General features: G+C 67.5%; 30 protein-coding genes. 18 read left to right on the top strand and 12 right to left on the bottom strand.

Going from position 1 to position 23714, the window contains the following annotated elements:
- Positions 1-27 precede the first annotated feature (27 nt).
- From ACFSC3_RS00810 to ACFSC3_RS00775, 8 genes are all read right to left on the bottom strand, one after another.
- Positions 28-768, bottom strand: coding sequence for a FliA/WhiG family RNA polymerase sigma factor (locus tag ACFSC3_RS00810; RefSeq protein WP_380938530.1), 741 nt, complete (start codon positions 766-768; stop codon positions 28-30).
- Between the two features lie 5 nt (positions 769-773).
- Positions 774-2885, bottom strand: a complete 2112-nt coding sequence (gene flhA / locus ACFSC3_RS00805) for a flagellar biosynthesis protein FlhA (protein WP_380937763.1) — start codon at positions 2883-2885, stop codon at positions 774-776.
- On the bottom strand, positions 2885-3766 hold the full coding sequence (locus ACFSC3_RS00800) for a lytic transglycosylase domain-containing protein (RefSeq protein ID WP_380937761.1): 882 nt from the start codon (positions 3764-3766) through the stop codon (positions 2885-2887). The genes flhA and ACFSC3_RS00800 overlap by 1 nt, the downstream gene beginning before the upstream one ends.
- A 207-nt stretch (positions 3767-3973) precedes the next feature.
- Complete coding sequence (locus ACFSC3_RS00795) at positions 3974-4288, bottom strand: flagellar protein FlgN (protein ID WP_380937759.1); 315 nt, start codon at positions 4286-4288, stop codon at positions 3974-3976.
- Positions 4275-4571 carry a flagellar biosynthesis anti-sigma factor FlgM gene (gene flgM, locus ACFSC3_RS00790; RefSeq protein ID WP_380937757.1) on the bottom strand — a complete coding sequence of 99 codons (297 nt, stop codon included), beginning with the start codon at positions 4569-4571 and terminating at the stop codon, positions 4275-4277. The genes ACFSC3_RS00795 and flgM overlap by 14 nt, the downstream gene beginning before the upstream one ends.
- Positions 4572-4673: 102 nt before the next feature.
- Positions 4674-5210: a flagella basal body P-ring formation protein FlgA gene (locus ACFSC3_RS00785; protein ID WP_380937755.1), complete on the bottom strand. Its 537-nt coding sequence runs from the start codon at positions 5208-5210 to the stop codon at positions 4674-4676.
- Positions 5207-5704, bottom strand: a complete 498-nt coding sequence (locus ACFSC3_RS00780) for a flagellar motor protein MotB (RefSeq protein ID WP_380937753.1) — start codon at positions 5702-5704, stop codon at positions 5207-5209. Before ACFSC3_RS00780 ends, ACFSC3_RS00785 begins: the two co-directional genes overlap by 4 nt.
- The gene (locus tag ACFSC3_RS00775) at positions 5701-6366 is read right to left on the bottom strand and encodes a motility protein A (RefSeq protein ID WP_380937751.1); all 666 of its coding nucleotides are present in this window, start codon (positions 6364-6366) and stop codon (positions 5701-5703) included. The genes ACFSC3_RS00780 and ACFSC3_RS00775 overlap by 4 nt, the downstream gene beginning before the upstream one ends.
- Positions 6367-6611: 245 nt before the next feature.
- Here ACFSC3_RS00775 and flgB point away from each other — a divergent pair, with 245 nt between their 5' ends.
- From flgB to ACFSC3_RS00710, 13 genes are all read left to right on the top strand, one after another.
- Entirely contained in the window at positions 6612-6962 is a 351-nt protein-coding gene (gene flgB, locus ACFSC3_RS00770) for a flagellar basal body rod protein FlgB (protein WP_380938528.1), read from the top strand.
- A gap of 5 nt (positions 6963-6967) precedes the next feature.
- Positions 6968-7378, top strand: a complete 411-nt coding sequence (flgC, locus tag ACFSC3_RS00765; protein WP_380937749.1) for a flagellar basal body rod protein FlgC — start codon at positions 6968-6970, stop codon at positions 7376-7378.
- Positions 7379-7381: 3 nt separating this feature from the next.
- Positions 7382-8086 (top strand): flagellar hook assembly protein FlgD, encoded by a 705-nt coding sequence (locus ACFSC3_RS00760; protein ID WP_380937747.1) that lies wholly within the window; start codon positions 7382-7384, stop codon positions 8084-8086.
- A 32-nt stretch (positions 8087-8118) separates the two neighbouring features.
- Complete coding sequence (locus tag ACFSC3_RS00755) at positions 8119-9450, top strand: flagellar hook protein FlgE (protein ID WP_380937745.1); 1332 nt, start codon at positions 8119-8121, stop codon at positions 9448-9450.
- Positions 9451-9479: 29 nt separating this feature from the next.
- The gene (flgF, locus tag ACFSC3_RS00750; protein WP_380937743.1) at positions 9480-10229 is read left to right on the top strand and encodes a flagellar basal-body rod protein FlgF; all 750 of its coding nucleotides are present in this window, start codon (positions 9480-9482) and stop codon (positions 10227-10229) included.
- A gap of 18 nt (positions 10230-10247) precedes the next feature.
- Positions 10248-11036, top strand: a complete 789-nt coding sequence (flgG, locus tag ACFSC3_RS00745; RefSeq protein ID WP_380937741.1) for a flagellar basal-body rod protein FlgG — start codon at positions 10248-10250, stop codon at positions 11034-11036.
- A 14-nt stretch (positions 11037-11050) separates the two neighbouring features.
- The gene (locus tag ACFSC3_RS00740) at positions 11051-11740 is read left to right on the top strand and encodes a flagellar basal body L-ring protein FlgH (protein WP_380937739.1); all 690 of its coding nucleotides are present in this window, start codon (positions 11051-11053) and stop codon (positions 11738-11740) included.
- A gap of 11 nt (positions 11741-11751) precedes the next feature.
- A complete protein-coding gene (locus tag ACFSC3_RS00735; RefSeq protein ID WP_380937737.1) occupies positions 11752-12846 on the top strand; it encodes a flagellar basal body P-ring protein FlgI in 1095 nt (364 codons plus the stop codon).
- Positions 12843-13184, top strand: coding sequence for a rod-binding protein (locus ACFSC3_RS00730; RefSeq protein ID WP_380937736.1), 342 nt, complete (start codon positions 12843-12845; stop codon positions 13182-13184). Before ACFSC3_RS00735 ends, ACFSC3_RS00730 begins: the two co-directional genes overlap by 4 nt.
- Positions 13181-14539 (top strand): flagellar hook-associated protein FlgK, encoded by a 1359-nt coding sequence (flgK, locus tag ACFSC3_RS00725; protein ID WP_380937734.1) that lies wholly within the window; start codon positions 13181-13183, stop codon positions 14537-14539. Before ACFSC3_RS00730 ends, flgK begins: the two co-directional genes overlap by 4 nt.
- Before the next feature lie 11 nt (positions 14540-14550).
- Positions 14551-15480: a flagellar hook-associated protein FlgL gene (gene flgL, locus ACFSC3_RS00720; RefSeq protein WP_380937732.1), complete on the top strand. Its 930-nt coding sequence runs from the start codon at positions 14551-14553 to the stop codon at positions 15478-15480.
- A gap of 138 nt (positions 15481-15618) precedes the next feature.
- Positions 15619-16482 (top strand): flagellar motor stator protein MotA, encoded by an 864-nt coding sequence (motA, locus tag ACFSC3_RS00715; protein WP_380937730.1) that lies wholly within the window; start codon positions 15619-15621, stop codon positions 16480-16482.
- Between the two features lie 3 nt (positions 16483-16485).
- A complete protein-coding gene (locus ACFSC3_RS00710; RefSeq protein WP_380937728.1) occupies positions 16486-17394 on the top strand; it encodes a flagellar motor protein MotB in 909 nt (302 codons plus the stop codon).
- A 121-nt stretch (positions 17395-17515) separates the two neighbouring features.
- On the opposite strand, the gene ACFSC3_RS00705 is transcribed toward ACFSC3_RS00710, so the two are convergent.
- Both ACFSC3_RS00705 and ACFSC3_RS00700 read right to left on the bottom strand, forming a co-directional pair.
- Positions 17516-17893 carry a PaaI family thioesterase gene (locus ACFSC3_RS00705; RefSeq protein WP_380937726.1) on the bottom strand — a complete coding sequence of 126 codons (378 nt, stop codon included), beginning with the start codon at positions 17891-17893 and terminating at the stop codon, positions 17516-17518.
- Positions 17890-18336, bottom strand: a complete 447-nt coding sequence (locus ACFSC3_RS00700; RefSeq protein WP_380937724.1) for a PaaI family thioesterase — start codon at positions 18334-18336, stop codon at positions 17890-17892. Before ACFSC3_RS00700 ends, ACFSC3_RS00705 begins: the two co-directional genes overlap by 4 nt.
- Before the next feature lie 63 nt (positions 18337-18399).
- On the opposite strand from ACFSC3_RS00700, the gene ACFSC3_RS00695 reads away from it, so the two are divergent.
- Positions 18400-19188, top strand: a complete 789-nt coding sequence (locus ACFSC3_RS00695) for a crotonase/enoyl-CoA hydratase family protein (RefSeq protein WP_380937722.1) — start codon at positions 18400-18402, stop codon at positions 19186-19188.
- A gap of 137 nt (positions 19189-19325) precedes the next feature.
- Here ACFSC3_RS00695 and ACFSC3_RS00690 read toward each other — a convergent pair whose 3' ends face one another.
- Positions 19326-19616 (bottom strand): 4a-hydroxytetrahydrobiopterin dehydratase, encoded by a 291-nt coding sequence (locus tag ACFSC3_RS00690; RefSeq protein WP_380937720.1) that lies wholly within the window; start codon positions 19614-19616, stop codon positions 19326-19328.
- Between the two features lie 51 nt (positions 19617-19667).
- Here ACFSC3_RS00690 and ACFSC3_RS00685 point away from each other — a divergent pair, with 51 nt between their 5' ends.
- From ACFSC3_RS00685 to ACFSC3_RS00675, 3 genes are read left to right on the top strand one after another with little or no spacing between them, the layout of a single operon-like run.
- Complete coding sequence (locus ACFSC3_RS00685; protein ID WP_380937718.1) at positions 19668-20066, top strand: metallopeptidase family protein; 399 nt, start codon at positions 19668-19670, stop codon at positions 20064-20066.
- Positions 20063-20629: a heme ABC exporter ATP-binding protein CcmA gene (gene ccmA, locus ACFSC3_RS00680; RefSeq protein WP_380937716.1), complete on the top strand. Its 567-nt coding sequence runs from the start codon at positions 20063-20065 to the stop codon at positions 20627-20629. Before ACFSC3_RS00685 ends, ccmA begins: the two co-directional genes overlap by 4 nt.
- Positions 20626-21270: a heme exporter protein CcmB gene (locus ACFSC3_RS00675; protein WP_380937714.1), complete on the top strand. Its 645-nt coding sequence runs from the start codon at positions 20626-20628 to the stop codon at positions 21268-21270. Before ccmA ends, ACFSC3_RS00675 begins: the two co-directional genes overlap by 4 nt.
- 6 nt (positions 21271-21276) lie before the next feature.
- Here the strand turns inward: ACFSC3_RS00675 and ACFSC3_RS00670 are convergent, their stop codons facing one another.
- Entirely contained in the window at positions 21277-22425 is a 1149-nt protein-coding gene (locus ACFSC3_RS00670; protein WP_380937712.1) for a DUF3667 domain-containing protein, read from the bottom strand.
- Positions 22426-22441: 16 nt separating this feature from the next.
- Between ACFSC3_RS00670 and ACFSC3_RS00665 the strand changes: the two genes are divergently transcribed.
- A complete protein-coding gene (locus ACFSC3_RS00665) occupies positions 22442-23710 on the top strand; it encodes a glutamate-5-semialdehyde dehydrogenase (RefSeq protein ID WP_380937710.1) in 1269 nt (422 codons plus the stop codon).
- Positions 23711-23714 lie beyond the last annotated feature (4 nt).

The raw sequence follows: 23714 nt of genomic DNA, 5'->3' as shown, positions 1-23714 counted from the left end.
GAGAAACGGAGCGGGGTCGGGACCGCTTTAGACCCGCCGCGTCAGCGCCTTCTTCAGCCGATCGTGTGCCGACTTCTTGATCTGGCAGACCCGCGCTGCGCCGACGTCCAGCACCATGCCGATTTCGTCGAGGTTCAATTCCTCGACGTAATAGAGCTGGATCACCAGCTGCTCGCGCTCCGGCAGGGACGCGATCGCTTCGATCAGGGTGTCGCGTTGATCGCTGTCGGCCAGCAGGTCGAACGGCGATGGCTCGTCCGACACGAACCATGGTCCCTCATCGGCATGGACATCGTCGACATTCTCAAACCGCACCGGCTCGGCGGTCGCATAATCGGTTCGCAATTTATCCACCGTCACGCCCAGCTTTTCCGCGACCGCGGCATCGGCGGGCCGCCGACCGTCGGGGCCGGTCAGCGCGGCGACCGTTTCGTGATAGAGCTTGCGACGCTTCATCGCCCCGCGGGTCAGCGTGGCCTGTCGGCGCAGTTCGTCGATCATCGACCCGCGGACGCGCGTGTTGAGATATTGCTCGAACGTCACCTGCCCGCGATCCTCGAACGTCGCGACCGCCTCGACCAGCGCGATCAGGCCGATCTGGACCAGATCCTCGACCTCGACTGCAGAGGACATGCTGCCGTGGACATGCCAGGCGATCCGGCGGACCTTGGGCATGTGCTGGCGCACCATCGCGTTCATGTCCGGGCCAGGCACGGGGCGCGGGCCATAGATCAGCGGGGCGGCCGCGGCGGGCGCGATGCGGCTCATGAAGCTCATGCCGCCAGCGCCTGCTGACCGCCGCCGATCGCACCCTGTGTATCGGGCGCGCCGATCACGGCGACGACTTCGACCGACTTGTCCTCTGGTACTTCGAAGAAGCTCATGACGGGAGTATCCGGCAAAATGGTTTTCACCAGCTTACGCATCGCGATGCGAATCGCGGGCTGGACGACGAGCGCGAAGGGCTTGGCCTCCGCAATCAGCGGTTGGGCGGCCTGCTGCAACGCATCGGCGATGCGTCGGCCGAGGTCGGGTTCGATCGCGTGGCGGCGCGCGGGGTCGGAACGGATCGCCTGCCCCAGCAGTGCTTCCAGATGTCCCTCCAGCGTCATGACCCGCAGCGGCTCGCGCACGGTGCACAGCTTCTGGATGATCAGCGCGCCGAGGTCGGGGCGGATCAGCTCGACCAGTTCCTCCGCATCCGCCGACTTGGTGGCGGCGTTGGCGAGCGCGGCGGCGATGCGGCGGAATTCCTTCAGCGGCACCCCTTCGGCCAGCAGCGCGCGCAGCACCTGGGTCAGCGTCGTGAGCGGCAGCGGGTTCGGCGACAGTGCTGCGACCAGGCCGGGCGCGCGTTCCTTCAGTCCGTCGAGCAGCGACTGGACCTCGTCCGGGCCAAGCAGGTCGCAGGCATGGGTCAGCAATTGCTGGTTAAGGTGCGTCGCCACCACCGTTCCGGCATCGACGACGAGATAGCCCGCGCCGGTTGCCGCATCGGAGTCGGAAGACGCGATCCACACCGCATCGAGCCCGAAGGTCGGGTCCTTGGCCGGCTTGCCGCGCAGGCCGCCGACCGCCTGGCCGGTGTCGAGCGCCAGCATCTCGTCGGGCGACACCTGATCCTCGCCGACGATGACGCCGCCGATGATGATACGATAGGTGTACGGCGCCAGATTGATGTCGTCGCGCACGCGCACCTGCGGCACGACGAAGCCCAGATCCTTCGACAGCTGGCGACGCACGCCGGTGATGCGGCCCATCAGCGGACTGCCCTTGCGCTCGTCGACCAGCGGCACCAGCCCATAGCCGATGTCGAGCATGACATGGCAGGTATCGGTCACTTCGTCCCAGCCGATCTTGGACAGGTCCTGCGGCTCGGCGGCGGCCGGCGCTTCGGTGACGACCGGGCGCTGCGATGCCTGCTTCAGACGCCACGCGGCATAGCCGGCAGCGGCTGCGATCGGCAGGATCAGGAAATGCGGCATGCCGGGGACCAGGCCGAGCACGCCGAGAGCGGCGGCGACCGGGGTCCAGGTGCGGTGGCTGGCGAACTGGCCGCCGATCTGGCCGGCCAAGTCCTGGCTGGAAGTGACGCGGGTGACGATCGCAGCGGCGGCGATCGACAGCATCAGGCCCGGCAGCTGCGCGACGAGCGCGTCGCCGATCGCGAGCACGATATAGGTCTGCGCGGCTTCCTTGACGCCTAGCCCATGGCTGACCGTGCCGAGGATCAGGCCGCCGATGATGTTGATCGCGAGGATCAGCAGCCCGGCGACCGCGTCGCCCTTCACGAACTTCGACGAACCGTCCATCGAGCCGTAGAAATCGGCTTCGGTCGACACTTCGACGCGGCGCGCGCGGGCCTCGTCCGGGGTGATCAGGCCGGCGTTCAGGTCGGCGTCGATCGCCATCTGCTTGCCCGGCAAGGCGTCGAGGGTGAAGCGCGCCGACACTTCGGACACGCGGCCCGCACCCTTGGTCACCACGATCATGTTGATGATGACGAGGATGCTGAACACGAACAGGCCGACGACATAATCGCCGCCGATCAGGAAGGTGCCGAACGCCTCGATGACGTGGCCGGCCGCCGCCTCGCCCTCATGCCCCTTGCCCAGCACGACGCGCGTGGAAGCGACGTTCAGCGCGAGGCGGAACAGGGTGGCGAAGAGGAGTACGGTCGGGAAGGCGGAGAAATCGAGCGGCTTCTGCGCGTTCAGCGCGACCATGAGCACGGCCAGGCTGATGACGATGTTCATGATGAAGAACACGTCGAGCATGAAGGCCGGGATCGGCACGACCATCAGCACGACCAGCAGCAGCATCGCCGCCGGCAGCGCCGCGCCCTTCAGTCCGGGCAAAGCCTTCGCAAGAGCAGGCGACGCCATCAGACGTTACCTCCCAGCTGGGCAAGCATCATATAGGCCAGCCGCGCATTGTCGGGGTTGGGACGGAGCAGCGTCGCGGCGGCATCGGCAGCGCCGGTCGCCCGACCCGAGGCGCCGAAGCGTTCGAGCGTCGAGGCGAGCCAGGCGCGGTCGCCGCCCTGCGCTTCGTTGCCCAGCACGACTTCCATGTCGGGATCGAGCTTCACCGCGTTCATCGCCGCGCTGGCGAGGCCGGTCGCGCCCGATGCGGCCGCACCCTTGTCGAGCTTGGCAGCGAAGCGCTCGTAGACTTCACCCAGCGACCGGGCGCTGCCATCGGCGGCGTAGAACACGCCGCGATTGGCACGGGCAGCGGCGGGAAACAGGGCGGCGGCGCTGCGGTCGGCATTGCCGGCCATTGCGGTGAGGAACTTCTTGGCGCCCCCCAGTCCCAGGAAATGCGCCATGTACAGGTCGGTGCCGGTGACGTCACGGTCGAGCGAGGCGGCCAGCTTGTCCTTGTTGTCGGCGGCATGTTCGGCCGCCATCAGCGACGATGCGGTGGGATCGTTGCGCAGCGACAGGATCTGGCGGCGGACGCCGGGATCGCTGACGGTGTATTTGCCCGACGCGGTGCGGGTGATGCTGTCGGCGGCCCAGCCCATGCCATGTTCGGCACCGTGGTTCTTGACCACGCCCAGCCAGCTTTGTTCGATGAACTGATAGAGACCGGTCGCCGACGACGTGCCGGCGCGTGCCGACGCGTTCATGCCGCTTTCGACCTGCGCCTGGCCCAGCAGATAGTTGAAATCGACGCCCGTCCGCGTCGAAGCGAGCTGGATGGCGTTCTGAACGCCCGTGGCCCGTCCGGCGGCGACCCTTGTCAGGTTCGGAATGGTCATACGGAAATCTTGCCTGAAACCCCTGTTGCGGATGTTTCAGCAAGAGCCGTGCCAAATAGGGAAAATATCCTCCCCGGTACGGGGAGGGGGACCGCGTCGCGCAGCGGCGTGGTGGAGGGGGCGGGGCGCGGAGGGTGTCGCTCGTGGAGAGCCCCCTCCACCATGATGCGCATGCCCCCCTCCCCGCGAGCGGGGAGGAATAAAGGGTTATGCGTAGGCGGCAGCCCCGCTCCGGCGGTAGGCCGGGGTCGGCGAACCGGCAAGAAGCTGCAGGCGACGGCGGACGTTTGCCGCCATCAGGTTGACGTAGATGCGGCAGGTTTCATTCAGCCGGTGCGCCTCGCGCGCCAGTTCGTCGATCTCGGCGGTGCGCGGTTCGTGGTCGTGCGCGGCGACCGTCTCGATGCAGCGCAGCTTGCGCGTCGTTGCGGCTTCCAGCCCGGCGATATCGCTGGTCTTCAACGCATCGATCTCGCCATGCAGCGCCTCGATCATCTCGATCAGCGCCTCACGACGGCTCATTGGGGTTCCATTCGAGCTTGAGCGCGAGCAGACGGTCGGCGATCGTCGCGGGCAGCAGCGGGAACTTGCCGTCTTCGATGGCCTGCTTGATCTTGGTCACGCGCTCGACATCGACCGGCGCCTGGGCCGCAGCGGGCTGCGACAGGGCCTGCAATGTCGAGGGCGCGCGGGTCGCCGCCGCCGTCACCGTCGGCTGCGTCGCCTGTACCGCAGGTGCCGGTGCGACAGGCGCAAGTCGGCGATCGATGCTCGCCGTCCCTATGGTACCGATCGGATCCACCATGGCTTCCGTCCTTGAGATGCTTCGTCACACGGTAGAACGACTTATGCCACGGGACCTTTAGAAGATTTTTCAAAGAATGAAGGTGTACGGCGGGTTCACCACTCAGTTGGGCAGAGTTGCGCGACCGGCGGACAGCGCCACCGCCTGGATCGGCGGCTTGGCGGGATCGATCTTGACCAGCAATCGCCCGCCGGCCGGCGCATCGCCCATCGCGGTGCCGTCGCGGGTGATCGAGAAACCGGCGCCGCCCGCCTCGACGGTGATCGGGTCGCCGCGCTTGATGACGGGCTCGGGCTTGGCGACCGGCGCGACCGCGGCGGCGGTAACGGCGGCGACCTGCGGTCGGGCGGCCTGCGGCGGCAGCTTGATCGGCACATAGATGCGCCAGCGCGGCGCGTCACAGGTGACGACGACCGCGTCCTGATAGCTGCCGCGCCAGTCGAGTTGCGGCAGCGGACAGGCGGCGAGTTTCAGCCGGGCGTCGACCGGGGTGCGCGCGCCCCCCTCCTCCCCCACCTTATGCCCGGTGAAGGCGACGACCGCGATATCGATCGCACTGGTATCCTGGAACTTGATCGCCTGGGCCGCCGCCGGCAGCGGCGCGGCGAGGATGGCGAGCGATAGGATGGTACGGATCATCGGGTTTCCCCATCATAGGATATGGTGAGTTGCACGGCGCGGCCGGCACCGGGTCGGGTATCGATCGCGATGCGCCCCGCCGGCACGTCGGCGGCGATCGCCGCGGCGACGGCGCGAGCGCGGTCGACGGCCAGGATCGCGCCGGATTGGGTACGCGGATCGACGTCGCCAGGTGTCCCATCGGTGCCGCCGGTCACGCGCACCGTCGTACGGGGATCGGTCGTCACCGCGCGCACCCATGCGGCGATATCGTGCGGCGGCAGCACGGCAGAGCCGGGCGCGAAGCCCTGAACGACATTCGCCTCCAGCGCGATCGGCACGTCGGTGGCCAGACCGAAGCCTTCGCGCATCGACTGCGACAGCGCGCGCGCATCGACGTTCGGATTGACCTGCAGGAACACGAAGAAGCCGACGAGCAGCATCATCACGTCGGCCAGCGTCACCAGCCAGATCGAGCGGCGCGGCTCGTCGTCGAGGATGTGGTCGATCGTCATGCCGCCGCCACCGTGGTCGCGGCGGCTCGCGGCGCCTCCCGCGTCGCCAGGCGCGCGAGCGGCTCGACCAGCCGACCCCGCTCCACGCATTCCGCCCGCGCCAGGCGCTTGAGACGCGCGGCGACGGGCAGGCAGACGAGGTTGCCGATCAACGCACCATAAAGTGTCGCCAGCACCGCGATCGCCATCGCGCTGCCGATCGCCGACGGGTCGGTCATGCTGGTGAAAAGCCGGACGAGGCCGATCAGCGTACCCACCATGCCCATCGCCGGCGCGAATTCGGCGGCGGCCGCCCACATCTCGGCAGCGGCGCGCTGCCGTTCGAACCGGGCGATGCGCAGTTCGTCGACCAGCGTCCGGACGATATCGCCGTCCGCCCCATCGACGATCCGCGCCATCGCCGCGGCGACGTCCGGGTCGGCGATGACCGAGCGGTCGAGTTGCATGACGCCGTGGCGCGACGTGATCCGGCTGAGCGCCTCTACCTGCATGACGAGGCTGCCGGCGCCGAACGGCGTCCGCCCGACGACCTTCAGCGCGACGACCCCGCGTACGAGGTCGCGCGCGGGCGTGCGCAGGATGGTGGCGACGACCGTCCCCCCGCCGACGATGGCGATGGCGACGGGATCGAGGAAGGGCGCAAGGGTGGACGCAAATGTCATCGCGCGAAGCTTTGCAAAGGGCGTGCCGAATTGCCGGCGTCACGCGCAATCGACGATTGCCCTCGTACCGGCCGAGGAAGGCGCCCTCGCTGGCCGGACAGGAACCGCATCCCCCGGCAACCCTTCGCCGCCGGCGGCAAGCCCTTGCCGCTTCCGCCTGCCGCCACCGGCAATCGCGATCAAATCCGGCATTTGGCACGGCCGTTGCAAAGAGACCGCCGACATCAATGCGGGAACTGACCATCATGGCGGAGAACGATCTTTTCGGGGTGCACGGGACGGCGCTGGCGGTGCGATCGCAGCGCATGGCGCTGCTCGCGTCGAACATCGCGAACGCATCGACACCGGGATATAAGGCGAAGGACATCGATTTCGGCGCCGCGCTGAAATCGGCCGAGACCGGTTCCTCGATCGACCGCGGCATCGTCGCGAACACCAAGTACCGGCTGCCGACCCAGATGAGCATGGACGGAAACACCGTCGAGCTTGCGACCGAACAGACCGCCTTCGCCGAAAACGCCGTCGCCTATCAGACGACGCTGTCGTTCCTGAATGGTCGCATCGGCACCATCACCCGCGCGCTGAAGGGGGAGTGAGCTAGATGGCTGACAATCCCATGAACATCTTCCAGGTCGCCGGTCGCGCGATGTCCGCACAGCTGGTGCGGATGAACACGACGGCGTCGAACCTGGCGAACGCCGGCGGCGTCGCGACGACTCCGCAGGCGGCGTATCGCTCGCTGAAGCCCGTGTTCCGCACCCAGTTCGACCAGGCGTCGCAGATGGCGACCGTCAACGTCGAGAAGGTCGTGACCGCCGGCGAGGAGCCGACCAAGCGCTACGATCCGGGCAATCCGCTGGCCGACAAGGACGGCAACGTCTTCGAGAACGCCGTCGATGAGACGCGCGAGTTGGTCGACATGCTCGAGAGCGCGCGCAGTTACCAGAACAACGTCGAGGTCATGCAGACCGCCAAGACGCTGATCATCGACACCCTCAAGCTGGGACGCTGATAGATGGCTACCACCCCCTCCTCCTTCGATACGGCGATGAAGAACGCCGGCATCGCGCGCAATGCGTCGGCCACCGCCGCCGGCACCGCGGCCAAGCAGCCGAGCAAGTCGCTCAGCGAAATGGGCCCGGGCGACTTCATCGCGCTGTTGACCGCGCAGATGAAGAACCAGGACCCGTTCGAGCCGGTCGACAATTCGCAGATGGTCGCCCAGATGGCGCAATTCTCGTCGCTCGCCGGGATCAGCGAGATGGGCACAACGCTGAAGTCGATCTCGACCAAGCTGTCGGGCGGCGCATCCGATGCCGCGGCCTATGTCGGCAAGACGGTGCTGACCGAGGGCAAGACCGCCTATCCGCGGTCGGGCGGCGGCTTCGCCGGCGCAATCGAGCTCGACGATGCGGTGAGCTCGCTCAAGCTGACCATCAAGGATGCGTCCGGCACCACGGTACGCACGATCGACCTGCCCGCACAGGCCGCCGGCACCGCCTCCTATGACTGGGACGGCAAGGCCGAGGACGGCACGGACGTCACCGGCGGCCCCTTCACCGTCACCGCGGCGGCCGCCAACAACGGCAGCGCGGTCACCGCGCGCACGCTCGTCTGGGCGCCGGTCACATCGGTTTCGATGCCGCAGGGCTCGGACCCCGTCCTCGACATCGCCGGCGTCGGCAAGGTCAAGACGACCGCCGTCCGCGCCATCGCCTGAACATCTAGAACGACTTCACCAGGAGCAGATCCATGACCTTCTACACCTCGCTTTCGGGTCTCCAGGCCTCGCAAACCGAAATGGCGACGATCTCGCACAACCTCGCCAACGTCTCGACCAACGGCTTCAAGAAGAGCCGCGTCGAGTTCGCCGACGTGATGGCGTCGAACGTGTCGATCTCGCCGACGCAGATGATCGGCTCGGGTACCGTCGTGAAGGCGGTGCGCCAGCAGTTCAGCCAGGGCGGCTCGCAGCAGTCGACCAACTCGCTCGACATGCTGATCTCGGGCGAAGGTTTCTTCGCGGTCAAGCCGGACCTCAACTCGGCCAAGGTCGCCTTCACGCGCAACGGCGCCTTCTTCGTCGACAATGATCGCTATGTCACCGACGCGAACGGCGGCAAGCTGCAGGTCTATCCGGTCGACGGTTCGGGCACGGTCGTCGCGACGGGCCTGGATTCGGTCGTGTCGCTTCGCCTGCCCGCGACCAGCGGCACGCCGTCCGCGACGACTAAGACCGAATTGTCGGTGAACCTGTCGGCGAACGCGTCGATCCCGAAGGACAGCCAGATCTTCAACAATGGCGGTCCGGCGTACAAGTTCGACCGCTTCAATCCCGCGACCTACAACAACTCGTCGCAGACGACGATCTTCGACGCGCTCGGCAACGCGCAGACGATGACCAATTACTACGTCCGCGATACCGCCTCGACCGGCGCAGGCACGACCAGCACCTGGAAGGTTTATACCTTCGTCGGCAGCGACCAGCTGTCGTCGGGCGGCGTCAAGGGTCCGATGACGATGACCTTCGACGACAAGGGCAAGCTGACCGGCGTCGCCAACGCCAACGGCGGAACCGGCACCCCGGCGACCAAGGTCACGTTCGACGGCTTCACGCCGGCCAGCGCGACGACGTCGCAGACCGTATCGCTCGATTTCGGCTCGCTCACCACGCAGCTCAGCTCGCCGTTCGTCAAGAACAGCGAGACGCAGGACGGCCGCGCGATCGGCCAGATCGAGAGCGTCACGATCAGTGAATATGGCGTCGTCAGCGCCAGCTTTTCGAACGGCGACACCCAGGCACTGGGCAAGGTCGCGCTCGCCAACTTCTCGAACCCGTCGGGCCTGCGCCAGCTGGGCAAGAGCTATTGGTCGGCGACCGGCGTGTCGGGCGAGGCGAAGCTGGGCGAGGCGGGCGGCAACGGCTTCGGCAACCTGAGCACCGGCGCCATCGAACGCTCGAACGTCGACATCACCGAGGAACTGGTCGGCCTGATCGCCGCCCAGCGCAACTTCCAGGCGAATGCGAAGAGCCTCGAGACGTCGAGCCAGATCTCGCAGACCATCTTCAACATCCGCAGCTGATCGTAACGGCTGACTAGGGGACACGCGCGATGGACCGGATGGTCTACACCGCCCTCAGCGGGCTCAAGGGGCAGATGTCTGCCCAGGCGTCGATCGCGAACAATATCGCGAACGCGTCGACCACCGGCTTTCGCGCCGACCGCACCGCCTTTCAGCAACTTATGCTGAAGGGCGGCGCGGGCCTCGAGTCGCGCCAGCCGATGTCGGAGGAAGTGCTCGACGCGGATCGCCGCGCCGGCACCATCCAAGCGACCGGCCGCAAGCTCGACATCGCCATCCCCGGCGCGTCCTGGATGGCGGTGCAGTCGCCCGACGGGACCGAGGCCTATACCCGCCGCGGCGACCTGCAGATCACCGAAAGTGGCGTGCTTCAAACCGGCGATGGCTTCCCGGTCATGGGATCGGGCGGGCCGATCACCGTCCCCCCGGCGCAGGACGTGATGATCGGCGAGGACGGGACGATCTCGATCCTGCCGATAGGCGCCGCCCCCGGCACCCCCCCGCAGGAGGTCGACCGCATCCGCTTCGGCAATCCGCAGGGGACGCAGACCGCCAAGGGGCTCGACAACCTGCTGCGCGTGAAGGGCGGCGGCGTGCTGCCCGACGATCTCGACGCGAAGGTCCAGATCGGTGCGCTCGAAGGGTCGAACGTCAACCTGACCCAGTCGCTGGTCGACATGATCGAGAACCAGCGCAGCTACGAAGTGCAGGCCAGCGTGCTGAAGGAAGCCAAGTCGATGGACGAAGCCTCGTCCTCGCTGATGCGCCTGCCAAGCTAATTTCGAAGGACTGACACCATGGGTTCATCCGCTCTCCACATCGCCCGCACCGGCATCGACGCGCAGGATACGCGCATGCGGGTGATTTCGAACAACCTGGCCAACGTCAACACGACCGGCTTCAAGAAGGACCGCGCCGCGTTCGAGACGCTGGCGTATCAGGTCGTCACCGCGCCGGGTGCCGCCAGCACGCAAGAGACGAAATACGCGACCGGCCTGAACCTCGGCACCGGTGTGCGCGTGCAGGGCACGTCGCGCATCACGACGCAGGGTTCGCTCCAGACGACGGGCAACAGCCTCGACCTCGCGCTCGACGGCGACGGCCTGTTCCAGGTCCAGATGCCGGGCGGCCAGCTCGGCTATACCCGCGCGGGCAACTTCAACCGCTCGGCGGAAGGGCTGCTGGTCACGTCGGAGGGCTATCAGGTGATGCCCGGCATCACCATCCCCGAAGGCACCACGTCGATCTCGATCGGCGAGGACGGCACCGTATCGGCAACCGTCCCCGGTCAGACCGAAGCCACGCAGGTCGGGCAGATCCAGGTCGCCAGCTTCGCCAACCCGGCGGGCCTCACCTCGATCGGCAGCAATTACCTGATCGAGACGGGCGCCAGCGGCGCGGTCAACCTGGGCATCGCCGGGCAGGACGGCCGCGGCAAGATCCGCCAGGGCATGCTGGAGGGCTCGAACGTCAACGTCGTCGAGGAGCTGGTCGACATGATCGAGACCCAGCGCGCGTACGAGGTCAATTCCAAGATGATCTCCGCGACCGACGAAATGCTCAAATACGTCAACCAGAACATCTAATCGGCGACGACATCATGCGCACCCTCTCCGCCCCCCTCGTCCTCGGCATCGTTGCCACGATCGTCGCGACACCGGCCGATGCCGGGCTGTTCGGCAAGAAGAAGCCGGTCGTTCCGCCGGCCGAATATCGCACCACCTATGCCGCACCGGTCGCCCCACCGCCGCCGGCCAATGGCGCGATCTTCCAGGTCTCGGCCAGCTATGGCGGCCTGTACGAAGGCGCGCGTGCGCGTGCCGTCGGCGACCCGCTGACGATCGTGCTGACCGAGCGCACCCAGGCGTCGAAGTCGGCCGGCAGCAAGCTCGACTCGGGTGGCGGCTTCGGCCTGACCCCGCCGACGACGGGCCCGCTGGCGGCGATCAAGCCGACCGACGTCACCATCAGCGGCAAGCGCAACTTCGGCGGAACCGGCACCGCCGACCAGTCGAACACGCTGTCGGGCGAAATCAGCGTGACGGTCGCCGAAGTGCTGCCCAACGGCACGATGATCGTACAGGGGCAGAAGACGCTGACGCTCAACCGCGGCGACGAATTCGTCCAGATCCGCGGGCTGGTGCGGCCCGCCGACATCGACGCGAACAACCGCGTGCTGTCGACCCGCGTCGCCGATGCGAAGATCGCCTACACCGGCCGCGGCGACGTGCAGCGCGCCAGCCGCCAGGGCTGGCTCAACCGTTTCTTCCAGACCATCAGCCCGTTCTGAGGATCGCTTCCATGCTTCGTTTCCTCCTCGCCGCGCTGTTCGGTATCCTGATCGCCGGCCCGGCCAACGCCGACCGCATCAAGGATCTGGGCGCCTTCCAGGGTATCCGTACCAACCAGCTGACCGGCTATGGCGTCGTCGTCGGCCTGCCGGGCACGGGCGACGACAATCTGGAATATACCGTCCAGTCGATGAAGGGCGTCGCCTCGCGCTTCGGCCTGCAACTGCCGCCGGGCGCCAATCCGGGTCTCAAGAACTCGGCGGTCGTCATGATCACCGCTGAATTGCCCGCCTTCGCCAAGCCCGGCCAGAAGCTGGACATCACCGTGTCGGCACTGGGCAAGGCCAAGAGCTTGCGCGGCGGTACGCTGATCCTGTCGCCGATGTACGGTGCGGACGGCGCGATCTATGCGATGGCGCAGGGCAACCTGGCGGTCGGCGGCCTGGGCGCGGACGGCGCCGACGGGTCGAAGGTCGTGGTCAACGTTCCCTCCTCCGGCCGCATCCCCGAAGGGGCAACCGTCGAGCGCGCGGTCGACACCGGCTTCGCCAGCACCCCTGCCCTCACCTTCAACCTGGCGCGCGCCGACTTCACCACCGCGCAGAATGTCGCGAGCGCGATCAACGCCCGCTACGGCGCCGGCATCGCGCGCGCGGTCGACGGCGTGTCGATCAGCGTCACCGCCCCGCCCGGTTCCGACGTGCGCGCGCAGTTGATGAGCGGGATCGAGAACCTCGACGTCACCTCGGCCGAGGCCCCCGCGAAAGTAATTGTAAATGCCCGCACCGGTACGGTCGTTATCAATAGTGCCGTCCGGGTGAGTCCCGCCGCGGTAACACATGGTAAACTAACTGTTCGTATCGAGGAAAACCAGCGCGTGAGCCAGCCGGCGCCCTTCTCGAAGGGCGAAACCGCCCTGGAGCAGAAGAGCGCTGTGCAAGTGGAGGAAGAGAAGCGTCCGATGTTCCTGTTCCAGCCCGGACCCAAGCTGGCCGATGTGGTCAATGCGGTGAACGCCATCGGTGCGTCGCCGGCCGACCTGGTCGCCATCCTTGAGGCGCTGAAGCAGGCCGGCGCGCTGAAGGCGGAACTGATCGTCCTGTGACGGGCATTCCCGCCTCGACCACCCCCGACATCACGGGCGTCACCGGCACCGCGGGCGGGCTGTCGAACGACACGTCGCGCCTGAAGAGCAAGGAAAATCTTGCCGAGGCGGGGACGAAGTTCGAGGCGATCTTCACCGGCATGATGCTGAAGTCGATGCGGTCGGCGAAGCTCGCCGACGGCCTGTTCGACAACAAGGCGGGTGAGCAGTTCCGCGACATGTTCGACGGCAAGGTCGCCGAGAGCATGGCGCAGCATGCGCCGCTCGGCATTGGTCGCGCGATGACCGAATTCCTGCAGAAGACCAAGCCGGTCGGTGACGAAGGGACGACGCCATGAGCGACCTGATGAGCATCGGCACGTCCGGCGTCCGTGCCTATCAGACCGCGCTCGCCACCACGTCGGAGAATATCGCGAACGCCGCGACGCCGGGCTATTCGCGCCGCAGCGTCCAGCTGACCGAAGTCGCCAAGGCCGGTGTCGCCGGACTGGGGCAGAACGCCGTCCTCTACGGCTTCGGCGCGCGCGTCGCCGGTGTCTCGCGCGCCAGCGACGAATTCCGCGCCTCCGAAGCGCGATCGAGCGGGTCCGACGTCGCGCGGACCGAGGCCGGCGTCGCCTGGATCGACCGGATCGAAGGCGCGCTCAGCGGCAACCAGCTGACCGATCGCCTCAACACCTTCTTCGCGACCGCCAAGACCGTCGCCGCCGATCCCGCTGCAACCGCCCCGCGCACGGTGATGCTGGAGGATGCGCGCTCGCTCGCCGCCGGTTTCGCCAGCACCGGGCGCGCGCTGACCGCCGCCGCCGACGAACTGGACGGCAAGGGCAAGGACATCGCGGCGCAGCTGACCGAACTCAGCCGCGGCATCGCACGAATCAACCAGGGGCTGACCCGCGCCGCCGACGGCTCCGCCGCCCAGGCCCAGCTGCTCGATGAACGCGACCGCACGCTCGAATCGATGAGCGCGCTGGTCGACGTGAACGTCAAGCTCGACGAAGCCGGTCGCGCGACCGTGCGGGCGGGCGGGGCGAACGGACCGATCATCGCCGACGTCGAGAACGGGTCGCTCATTTCCTTTGCATCGAACACTTCGGGGACCGTCGTCGTCAGCGTCAGCCGCGGCGGATCGATGGACACCATCAGCCCCAACGGCGGTGCGCTGGCCGGACTGTCGGACGGCGCGCTGCGAATCGCCGGTGCGCGCGAGGACCTCGACAAGATCGCCAAGAGCTTCGTCAAGGAGATGAATGACTGGCAGGCGGGCGGCAAGACGCTGGCCGGAACGCCAGGTACGGCGATGTTCGAGGTCGCCACCGGCGCGCCCGCGACCGAAATCTCGGTCAAGCTTACCGATCCGTCCGGCATCGCGGCCGCCTATGGCGCGTCCGAGGGTCCGCGCGGCAACGGCAACATGACACGCCTGACCGCACTGCGCGTGTCGGCGGGGTGGGAAAATGATTTCGACGACATGACGACGTCGAACGCCGCCCTGCTCGTGACGCGCAAGACCGTCGCGACGGCACAGGGAGCGATCCACAGCACGGCACTCGCCGCACGCGACGGCGTCGTCGGCGTGGATCTGGACGAAGAGGCCGTGAACCTCATCCGCTTTCAACAGGCCTATCAGGCGTCGAGCCGCGTGATCCAGGTCGCGCGCGACATCCTGCAGACCATCATCGACATCCGCTGAGGCCCAGCCCTATGTCCGTCACCCGCGTCGCCACGTCCCTGCAATTCGATCGCCTCCGCGACCGGATGGGCACGCTCAGTGCCAAGGCCGACCTGCTCAACACGCAGCTGTCGACGACGAAGCGTATCCAGACGCCGTCCGACGACGCATCGGGATATCGCGCGCTGACCGCCTTGAAGCGCGCTGGCGCGGACTCGAATGCCGAACTTGGCAACATCGACCTCGCGACCTCGCTGCTCGATGCATCGTCGACCGCGCTCGGCACGATCGAGGCGCAGCTGACGCGCGTCCGTGAAATCTCCGTCAGCGCCGGCAGCGCGACGCTCAGCGCTGATCAGAAGAAGGCGCTCGCCGCCGAGCTCGACGTCATCCTGGACGATCTGCTGCGCGTCGCCAACACGACCGATTCGCGCGGTAGCCCCCTGTTCGGCGGCGACAGCACCGCGACGCCTTACACCGTCACGCCGGCCGGCGCGAAGCCCGCCAACGGGACCGTGGTCTTCAACGGCGGCGGCGAAGCGGGGGAAATCCCCATCGGCGACGGTCGCACCATCGCCGCGACGACCAGCGGCGAGAAGGTCTTCGGCGGGCTGACCAAGAAGGACGGCACGACCAGCGACATGTTCGCGATCGTGAAGGCGCTGTCGGACAATCTGAAGGCGAATACCAGCGTGGGCGACGCCAGCGTCGACGTGCAGACCGCGCTCAGTTCGGTCACCAACGCACGCACGTCGATCGGCGCTCGCGGCGCGCGGCTGGAGCTGGAGCAGACGCGGCTCGAGGACCTGGGGCTGACGCGCGAAGCGGCACGCTCCGCGATCGAGGATACCGACGTCACCGCGACCATCACCGAATTGCAGAAGACGATGACGGTGCTTCAGGCGACGCAGGCGAGTTTCAGCAAGCTCACGTCGCTCAACCTGTTCGACTATCTGCGCTGATCCGCCGTATTTTCTTGTCCATGGTCGCCACGGCCTGCGGGGTTAACCAAATCCCCATTTCCCGCTGGCAGACAGGATCGAATGAACGACCTGCCTCGCCTGAATAGGGCGGCGGCAAGATGGGGGTTATCCTAGACCATGTTTCCTGCGATCGGCCTCGTCGTCCTGCTCGGGATGGTGTTCGGCGGCTTCGTCATCACCGGCGGTGCCCTCGGCCCGGTGCTGGAGGCGATCCCGCACGAGATGCTCATCATCGGCGGCGCCGCGATGGGCGCGTTGATCATCGGCAATTCGGGCAAGGAATTGAAGGCGATCGGCGGCGGCATGGCCAAGGTCTTTAAGGGTCCGAAGTACAAGAAGCAGGACTATCTCGACACCATCTTCCTCGTCAGCAAGCTGATGAAGATGCTGCGCGTCGACGGTCCGATCGCGCTCGAGCCGCATGTTGAGGACCCCAAGTCCTCCAGCGTTTTCGCCGAATATCCCCGCCTGCTGGCCGACCACACATTGGTCAACCTGATCGCCGACACGCTGCGCCTGGTCGTCGTCTCGTCAGGCACGCTCGACGTGCATGCGGTAGAGGAGGTGATGGATAACGCGATCAAGACCCACCACCATGAGGTGCAGGGCCCGCAGGGCACGCTGACGTCGCTCGGCGACGCGCTCCCCGCGCTGGGCATCGTCGCGGCAGTGCTCGGCGTCGTGAAGACGATGGGTTCGATCGACAAGCCGCCGTCGATCCTCGGTGGTATGATCGGTTCGGCGCTGGTCGGCACCTTCCTCGGCGTGTTGCTCGCCTATGGGATCGTCGCTCCGCTCGCCAACCGCTTGCAGCAGGTGATCGACGCCGATTCGGCGATCTATCACGTCGTGAAGCAGATCATCATCGCCTCGCTCCACGGCCACCCGCAGCCTCTGGTCATCGAAGCCGCCCGCTCGGGCATCGCGCATCACAACCAGCCCGGCTTCGGCGAAGTCTTCGACGGCCTGCGCGGGAGATAAACGGTGGCCGCCGCTCGCGCTCCTCACGGCAACAACCAGCCGCCCAAGATCGTCATCGTCAAGAAGATCATCGCCGACGGACACGGCGGTCATCATGGCGGCGCGTGGAAGGTCGCCTATGCCGACTTCGTGACGGCGATGATGGCGTTCTTCCTCCTGCTGTGGATTCTCGGCGCGACGACAGAGAAACAGCGCAAGTCGATCGCCGATTATTTCACGCCGACGATGGTCGACCTGAAGGACAATTCGGCCGGGTCGAACGGCCTGTTCGGCGGATCGTCGATCACCGACAAGGACAATTACCCGCACAAGGCGCAACAGACCGGCACGCGCGCGCTGACGATCCCGGCCGGCGCGAGCGGCGGGAACAAGGAAGGGTCGGGCGACAAGGGTTCGCTGCGCAATACGGCCGCCGCAAGCGAGGACAAGGCGAACTTCGCCAAGTTGCGCGCCCGTGTCGAGGCACAGATCCGCGCAGATTCCAAGCTCGCCAGGCTTGGCAAGCACGTCCGCTTCATCATGACGCGCGACGGCATGCGGATCGACCTGATCGACGACGCCGACTATTCGATGTTCGCGCTCGGCACGACCGCGCTGGTGCCCGAGGCATCGACCCTGGTCGGACTGGTCGCCGACGCGATCAAGGGCACGGCCAATCCGATCATGATCCGCGGCCATACCGACAGCCTGGCCTTCGGCGATCCGCGATCGATGAACAACTGGACGCTGTCGTCAGGCCGCGCCGAAGCCACCCGCCGCCGCCTCGCCATGGGTGGCGTCCCCGAGGCGCGCTTCTACCGCATCGAAGGCGTCGCCGACCGCGAGCCGATGATCGAGAAGAACCCGTCCGACCCCCGCAACCGCCGCGTCGCGATCACCCTGCTCTATCGCACGAGTTCGTTCGGGAAGTAGGTAACGCCCCACTCCTCCCCGTTCGTGCCGAGCCTGTCGAAGCGCTACCCTTTCTTCCGGGCCGCCGGCCCGCCGCCCGAAGAAAGGCCCTTCGACAAGCTCAGGACGAACGGGGGTGAGATTATCGCCGCAGCAGGAACGTCACCCGCGCCGCCGCGATCGGCTGGGCGCGGTCGTCCTGCCAGGCGATCGCATCCAGATTGGCGACCCGCGACCCCAGCCGGCGGACGATACCGGCGGCATAGGTCGGCTTCTCGCGCCCGCCACGCATATAATCGACGGTCAGCGTCACCGGCTTCGCCACCGCCGCCGAGTCGCCCAGCGCGTCGCGCAGGCGCAGGATCGCCGCCATCTCCAGCAGCCCGCCGATCGCGCCGCCGTGCAGGAAGCCCGGTCGCCCGCTGACCCTGCCGGCGTAGGGCATCATCAGCCGCCGCGTGCCGTCGTCGTCGGCCTCGACCGCCATGCCCAGCAGTTCGGCATAGGGTGGCAGCGTCATGCGCCGACTCCCGCCGTCATCCGCGTCACCATGAACGTGCCGGCGACATGCGCCAGCGGGTCGTCGGGATCGCCGTCATGCGCGCTGCCCCGGACGAAGGCGACGCTTTTGGTCAGCCGATAGCATTCGCCGCGCCCGATGACCGTCCGGCCCGGCGTCGCCGCCCGCAGATAATCGATCCTGAGATCGAGCGTCGCATGCGGCAGGAACCCGCCGCGCTTCAGCCATACCGCCGAACTTGTCGCCTGATCGAGCAATGTCACGATCGGCCCGGACGCGATGACGCCCGATGCCGGATCGCCGACCAGATGCTCGCCATAGGGTAGCGCAAGCTCGGTCCAGTCGGTGCCGTGCGCATGATAGACGATCCCCAGCGTCGATCCATGATGTTCCCAGGTGAAGCGTTCGAAGAAACGCGATGGATCGAACGGGATCGGCTGCATGGCATCGGCCGTATCGCGGCTATCGACCGTTTACAAATCCTCGCCGCATCGTAGCTTGGGGTCATGACCGAGCCTGCCCGCGTGACCATCGCCATCGACGCCGGCATCGCCGACGTCCGCCTGAACCGCCCGGCCAAGATGAACGCGCTCGACCCGGCGATGTTTGCCGGCCTGATCGACGCGATCGACCGCATCGGCGCGGACCGGAGCGTCCGGGCGGTCGTGCTGTCGAGCGAAGGCGCGACCTTCTGCGCCGGGCTGGACATGGCGAGCATGGCGTCGGCCGGCGACGGCGTCGACCTGACCGCGCGAACCCACGGTCTGGCCAATGATTTCCAGCAGGTCGCCTGGGGCTGGCGGACGCTGGCCGTGCCGGTGATCGCGGCCGTGCACGGCATCGCGTTCGGCGGCGGGCTGCAGGTTGCCAGTGGCGCGGACATGATGCTGGTCCATCCCGACGCCCGGCTGTCGGTCATGGAGGTCAAATGGGGCATCGTTCCCGACATGGCCGGCTTCGCGCTGTGGCGCGGCCGCGTGCGCGACGATGCCTTGCGCGAACTTGCCTACACTGCGCGCGAGTTTTCGGGCGCGGAAGCCGTAGCGCTGGGCTTTGCGCTGCGCACCGCGGACGATCCGCATGCCGAGGCGACGGCCCTCGCCCGATCCATCGCCGGCCGTAACCCGCACGCGATCCGCGCGATCAAGCGGCTGGCGAACGACGCGGTCGAGGCCGACGCCGCCGACATCTTGATGGAGGAGAGCGTCGAACAGGCTGCCCTGCTCCGCTCGCCCAACCAGATGGAAGCGGTGATGGCAAACATGCAGAAGCGCGCGGCGCGGTTCGTGGACTGATCACCCCCCACGACCGTAATCCCCGCGAAGGCGGGGATAAATTCTGACTGATCTATTGGGAAAGAGGCGCCCACTCTCCATCAATTTATCCCCGCCTTCGCGGGGATGACGGCGGGTGAGCGCGTGCCTGAGCCGCCTCAATCCACCAGATCGTCGATCTGCCCCGCCAGCTCGATATCCCGCGTCGACAGCCCGCCCGCGTCATGGGTGGTCAGCACGATGTCGACCCGGTTGTAGACATTCGACCATTCGGGATGATGATCGGCCTTTTCGGCCAGCAGCGCGACCTGGGTCATGAAGGCAAAGGCCTCCGAAAAGCTGTTGAACGAGAAGCTGCGGCCGATCGCATCGCGGCCCTCATCATAATCCCATTCGGGCAGACCATCGAGCGCGTCCGCGCGTTCGGCTTCGCTCAACTGCTCGATCATCCCGTCCCTCGTTCTTGCCCTCGGCTTGCCGTCATGCCTATGTCGGAGCCCATGAACGGGCAAGAGCGGATCGCGCCGGGGGCGGATGAACTGGAAGTGATGGCGCGTGCGAGCCTGGCGCGCATCCCCGCGCCGTTCGCCGGGCATTTGGCCGACGTCGTCCTGCTGGTCGAGGAATGGGCCGACGACGAGACGCTGGACGCGCTAGGGATCGAGGATCCGTACGACCTGACCGGCCTGTACCACGGCCGGCCGGTGGGCGAGAAATCGGCGTTCGACGGCATTGCCCTGCCCGACCGAATCCACCTCTATCGCCGGGCGATCCTGGACGAGTGGGTCGCGACCGGCGTCGACCTGGGCGTGCTGATCCATCATATCGTCGTGCACGAGGTCGGCCATCATTTCGGTCTGAGCGACGAGGACATGCACGCACTCGAAGCCGCGGCGTGAACCGGCTGGCGCTCGACCGCATCGCCTGTATGCGCGGCGGACGGATATTGTTCGAGGGATTGTCGCTGGACCTGAACGAGGGGGCTGGGGCACTGGTCACCGGCCCCAACGGCACCGGCAAGTCGAGCCTGCTGCGGATCGCCGCCGGCTTGCTGACGCCCGCTGCCGGCAGCGTCGTCCGCGATGGCGACGCCGCGCTGATGGCGGAAGCCGCAGGACTCGATCCGGAGCGTCCACTGCGCGAGGCGCTCGGCTGGTGGGCACGGATCGACGGACGGCGCGATGCCATCGAAGCGGCGATGGCCGATGTCGGCATCGCCGACCTTGCCGACATACCGGTACGCTTGCTGTCGACCGGCCAACGCCGCCGCGCCCAGATCGCCCGCACGATCGCCGGCGGTGCACCCATCTGGCTGCTCGACGAGCCCGCCAACGGGCTGGACGCAGCTTCGGTCGGCCTGCTCGAACAGCTGATCGCGCGGCACCGCGCCGGTGGCGGCATCGTAATTGTCGCGACGCATCAGCCGCTCGGGCTGGACGGCGCTGTCGAGGTGACGCTGTGATCGTCGCCGCGATCGCCTGGCGGGAAGTGCGCCGCGCGTGGAGTTCGGGCGGGCTGTGGCTGCCGGTCGGCTTCTTCCTGCTCGTCGCGATCCTGTTCCCCTTCGCGATCGGCCCCGACACGGCCCTGCTCGCGCGGGTCGGTGGAGGCGTGGTGTGGAGCGCGGCGCTGCTTGCCGCGCTGCTGCCGGTCGAGCGACTGGTCGCGCCCGATCTGGACAGCGGGACGCTGGATCAACTCGCGGTTCGCGGCGTGCCGATGCCGTTGGTCGCCGCGGGCAAGCTTGCCGGGCATTGGCTGGGCTTTGCGCCACCGCTGATGCTCGCCAGCGTCGCCGCCGCCGGCCTGCTCGGAATTTCGGGCGAGACGCTGCTGCGGATCGAACTGGGTCTGTTGATCGGCACGCCGGGCCTCGCCGCACTGGCGGTCGCAACCGGCGCGCTGGTCGCGGGCCTGCGCGGCGGCGGCGCGATCGCGGGGCTGGTCATGCTGCCGCTCGCGATTCCTGTCGTCATCTTCGGCGCAGGCGACCTGACCGACGGCGCAGGCAGCGCGCTGAAGCTGCTCGGGGCGGTCAGTCTGCTACTGGTCGCCGGCGCGCCGTTCGTGGCGGGCGCGGCGATCCGGATCGCGCAGGACTGAGACCGGTCAATCGGCTGCGCCGAGATACAGCAGCAACAGCGTGAACAGCGTCGTCACGATCGTCACGAAGAACAACAGCCACGCCAGGCGCCACAGCGCACCGAGGCGACCGAGGCCGTAGGCGCCCTTCAACTGGCGATACATATGGAACGGCGGAATCCCGATCGCAGCGAGCACGATCAGCCACGACGGCACGCCGACCGCGCCCAATACCGCCAGCACGATGACCAGCAGCGACATGAAGGTCAGCGAATAGGTCGCAAAGATCGCGTGATCGTACAGGCCGACATCGCGGCGGAAAGGAAACAACAGCCACAGGAAGGGCAGAGAAAGCGGGATCAGCGCCCAGCTGAACTTATAGGCCGACGTCTTGATCTTGTAGAGCGTCAGCTTCGGATTTTCCTTCACATGCTGCCACTTCTGCTCAACCCAGCTGCCGCCGGGCGATCCGGGCGCCGCCTTGACCGTCGGCAGACCGTCGTCCCCGGGCGTAGCTGCCGGCAGGATCGCTTCGGCCTGCTTCAGGCCGGCGCGGCTATCGATCGTCTCGGCCAGCCGCTTCTGCAGCTTCGCGATCTTGGCCGCATCGGGCTCGGCATCGGCGCGTTCGGCCTTGATCTCGTTCGACAAAGTGACGACCGCCTTGTCGGCCGCGCGACGCTGTTCGACCAGCTTCTCGCGCGCCTGCGCCATGCCGCCGGTCAGCCCCGGCTTCAGCCATTCGTCGCCGCCGAAATGCCAGCCCGGCAAGTTGGCGACGATCGCGAACATCAGGAAGACGGAGAACAGGAACAGCGCGATCGGCGAGACGAATTTCGCGCGCTCGCCGGCGATGTAGCGCCGGGTCAGCTCGCCCGGCTTCGTCGCCAGCATCGGCAGCGTGTGCCAGATCTTGCCTTCGAAATGGAATACGCCGTGCAGCAGGTCGTGGCCGATCGCGCCCAGCGTGCGATGGACATGCGCGGCCTGGCCACAGGCGTGACAGTGCGACCCGATCAGCGCCGTGCCGCAATTGGCGCACGCGCCATGCCCCACCCCATGATGTTCGCCGGCGGTCGGCTCGACCGCGCGGCTCATCAGGCCACCGGTCACGACGTCTGCGGCTGCGTCGAATTCCCCCATGAGCCCAGGTGCTACCAGCTTGCGGCGCGCCATGCTACCGCCCGCCGCCATGATTGACGCCGACCTGCCGCCCGAAGCCCTGATCGCCCGGATGGGCACGCGCGCGCGCGCGGCCGCCACGACGCTGGCCGCGATGCCGGCAGCGGCGAAATCGGCAGCGCTGCGCGAGGCGGCCGACGCGATCCGCGACGCGAGCGCGACGATCGTCGCTGCGAATGCGGAGGATATGGCTTCGGGCCTCGCACGCGGGCTGAGCGGCGCGATGCTCGATCGGTTGCGCCTCGATGCCGACCGCGTTGCGGCCATTGCGGACGGCGTTGCGGCGGTCGCAGGCCTCGCCGACCCGGTCGGGACGATCATATCCGAGGACGTCCGGCCCAACGGCCTGGCCCTGTCACGGGTGCGCGTGCCGATCGGCATCATCGGCATCATCTACGAAAGCCGGCCCAACGTCACCGCCGATGCCGGCGCGCTGGCGGCGATGGCGGGCAATGCGGCGATCCTGCGCGGCGGGTCGGAGGCGGCCAGGAGCAACGCCGCGATCCACAGCGCGCTTGTCGCCGGGCTGACCGCCGGCGGCATGCCCGAGGATGCGGTCCAGCTGGTTCCGACCACCGACCGTGCCGCGGTCGGCGCGATGCTGCGGGCCGAAGGGCTGATCGACCTGGTCATCCCGCGCGGCGGCAAGGGGCTGGTCGCCCGCGTGCAGGCGGAGGCGAGGGTGCCGGTGCTCGCGCATCTCGACGGGATCAATCACGTCTATGTCGACGTCGCCGCCGATTACGACATGGCCCGCCGCATCGTCATCGACGCCAAGCTGCGCCGGACCGGCGTGTGCGGTGCGATGGAGACGCTGCTGATCCACCGCGGCTGGCCGCACCGCGACGCGCTGATCGCGGCGCTCGATGCCGCCGGGTGCGAGGTGCGCGGCGATGCCGATGTCGCGACGCTCGGCTATGCCGCCGCCAGCGCCGACGATTGGGATACCGAATATCTCGATGCCATCGCCTCGGTCGCGCTGGTCGACGGAGTGGACGACGCCGCCGCGTTCATCGCCGCCCACGGGTCGCATCACACCGATGCTATCGTCACCGACGATGTGGCGACCGCGGAAGACTTCCTCGCCCGCGTCGATTCGGCGATCGTGCTGTGGAACGCCTCGACGCAATTCGCCGATGGTGGCGAGTTCGGCCTGGGCGCGGAGATCGGCATCGCGACCGGCCGTCTCCATGCGCGCGGTCCCGTCGCGCTGGAGGGGCTGACGACCTATAAATGGGTCGGCCGTGGGACGGGGCAGATCCGCGGGACGGTCGCCTGAACCG

Source organism: Sphingomonas floccifaciens, assembly GCF_042681125.1.
Classification (GTDB): domain Bacteria; phylum Pseudomonadota; class Alphaproteobacteria; order Sphingomonadales; family Sphingomonadaceae; genus Sphingomonas; species Sphingomonas floccifaciens.
This window is presented reverse-complemented; position numbering and strand designations above follow the sequence as displayed.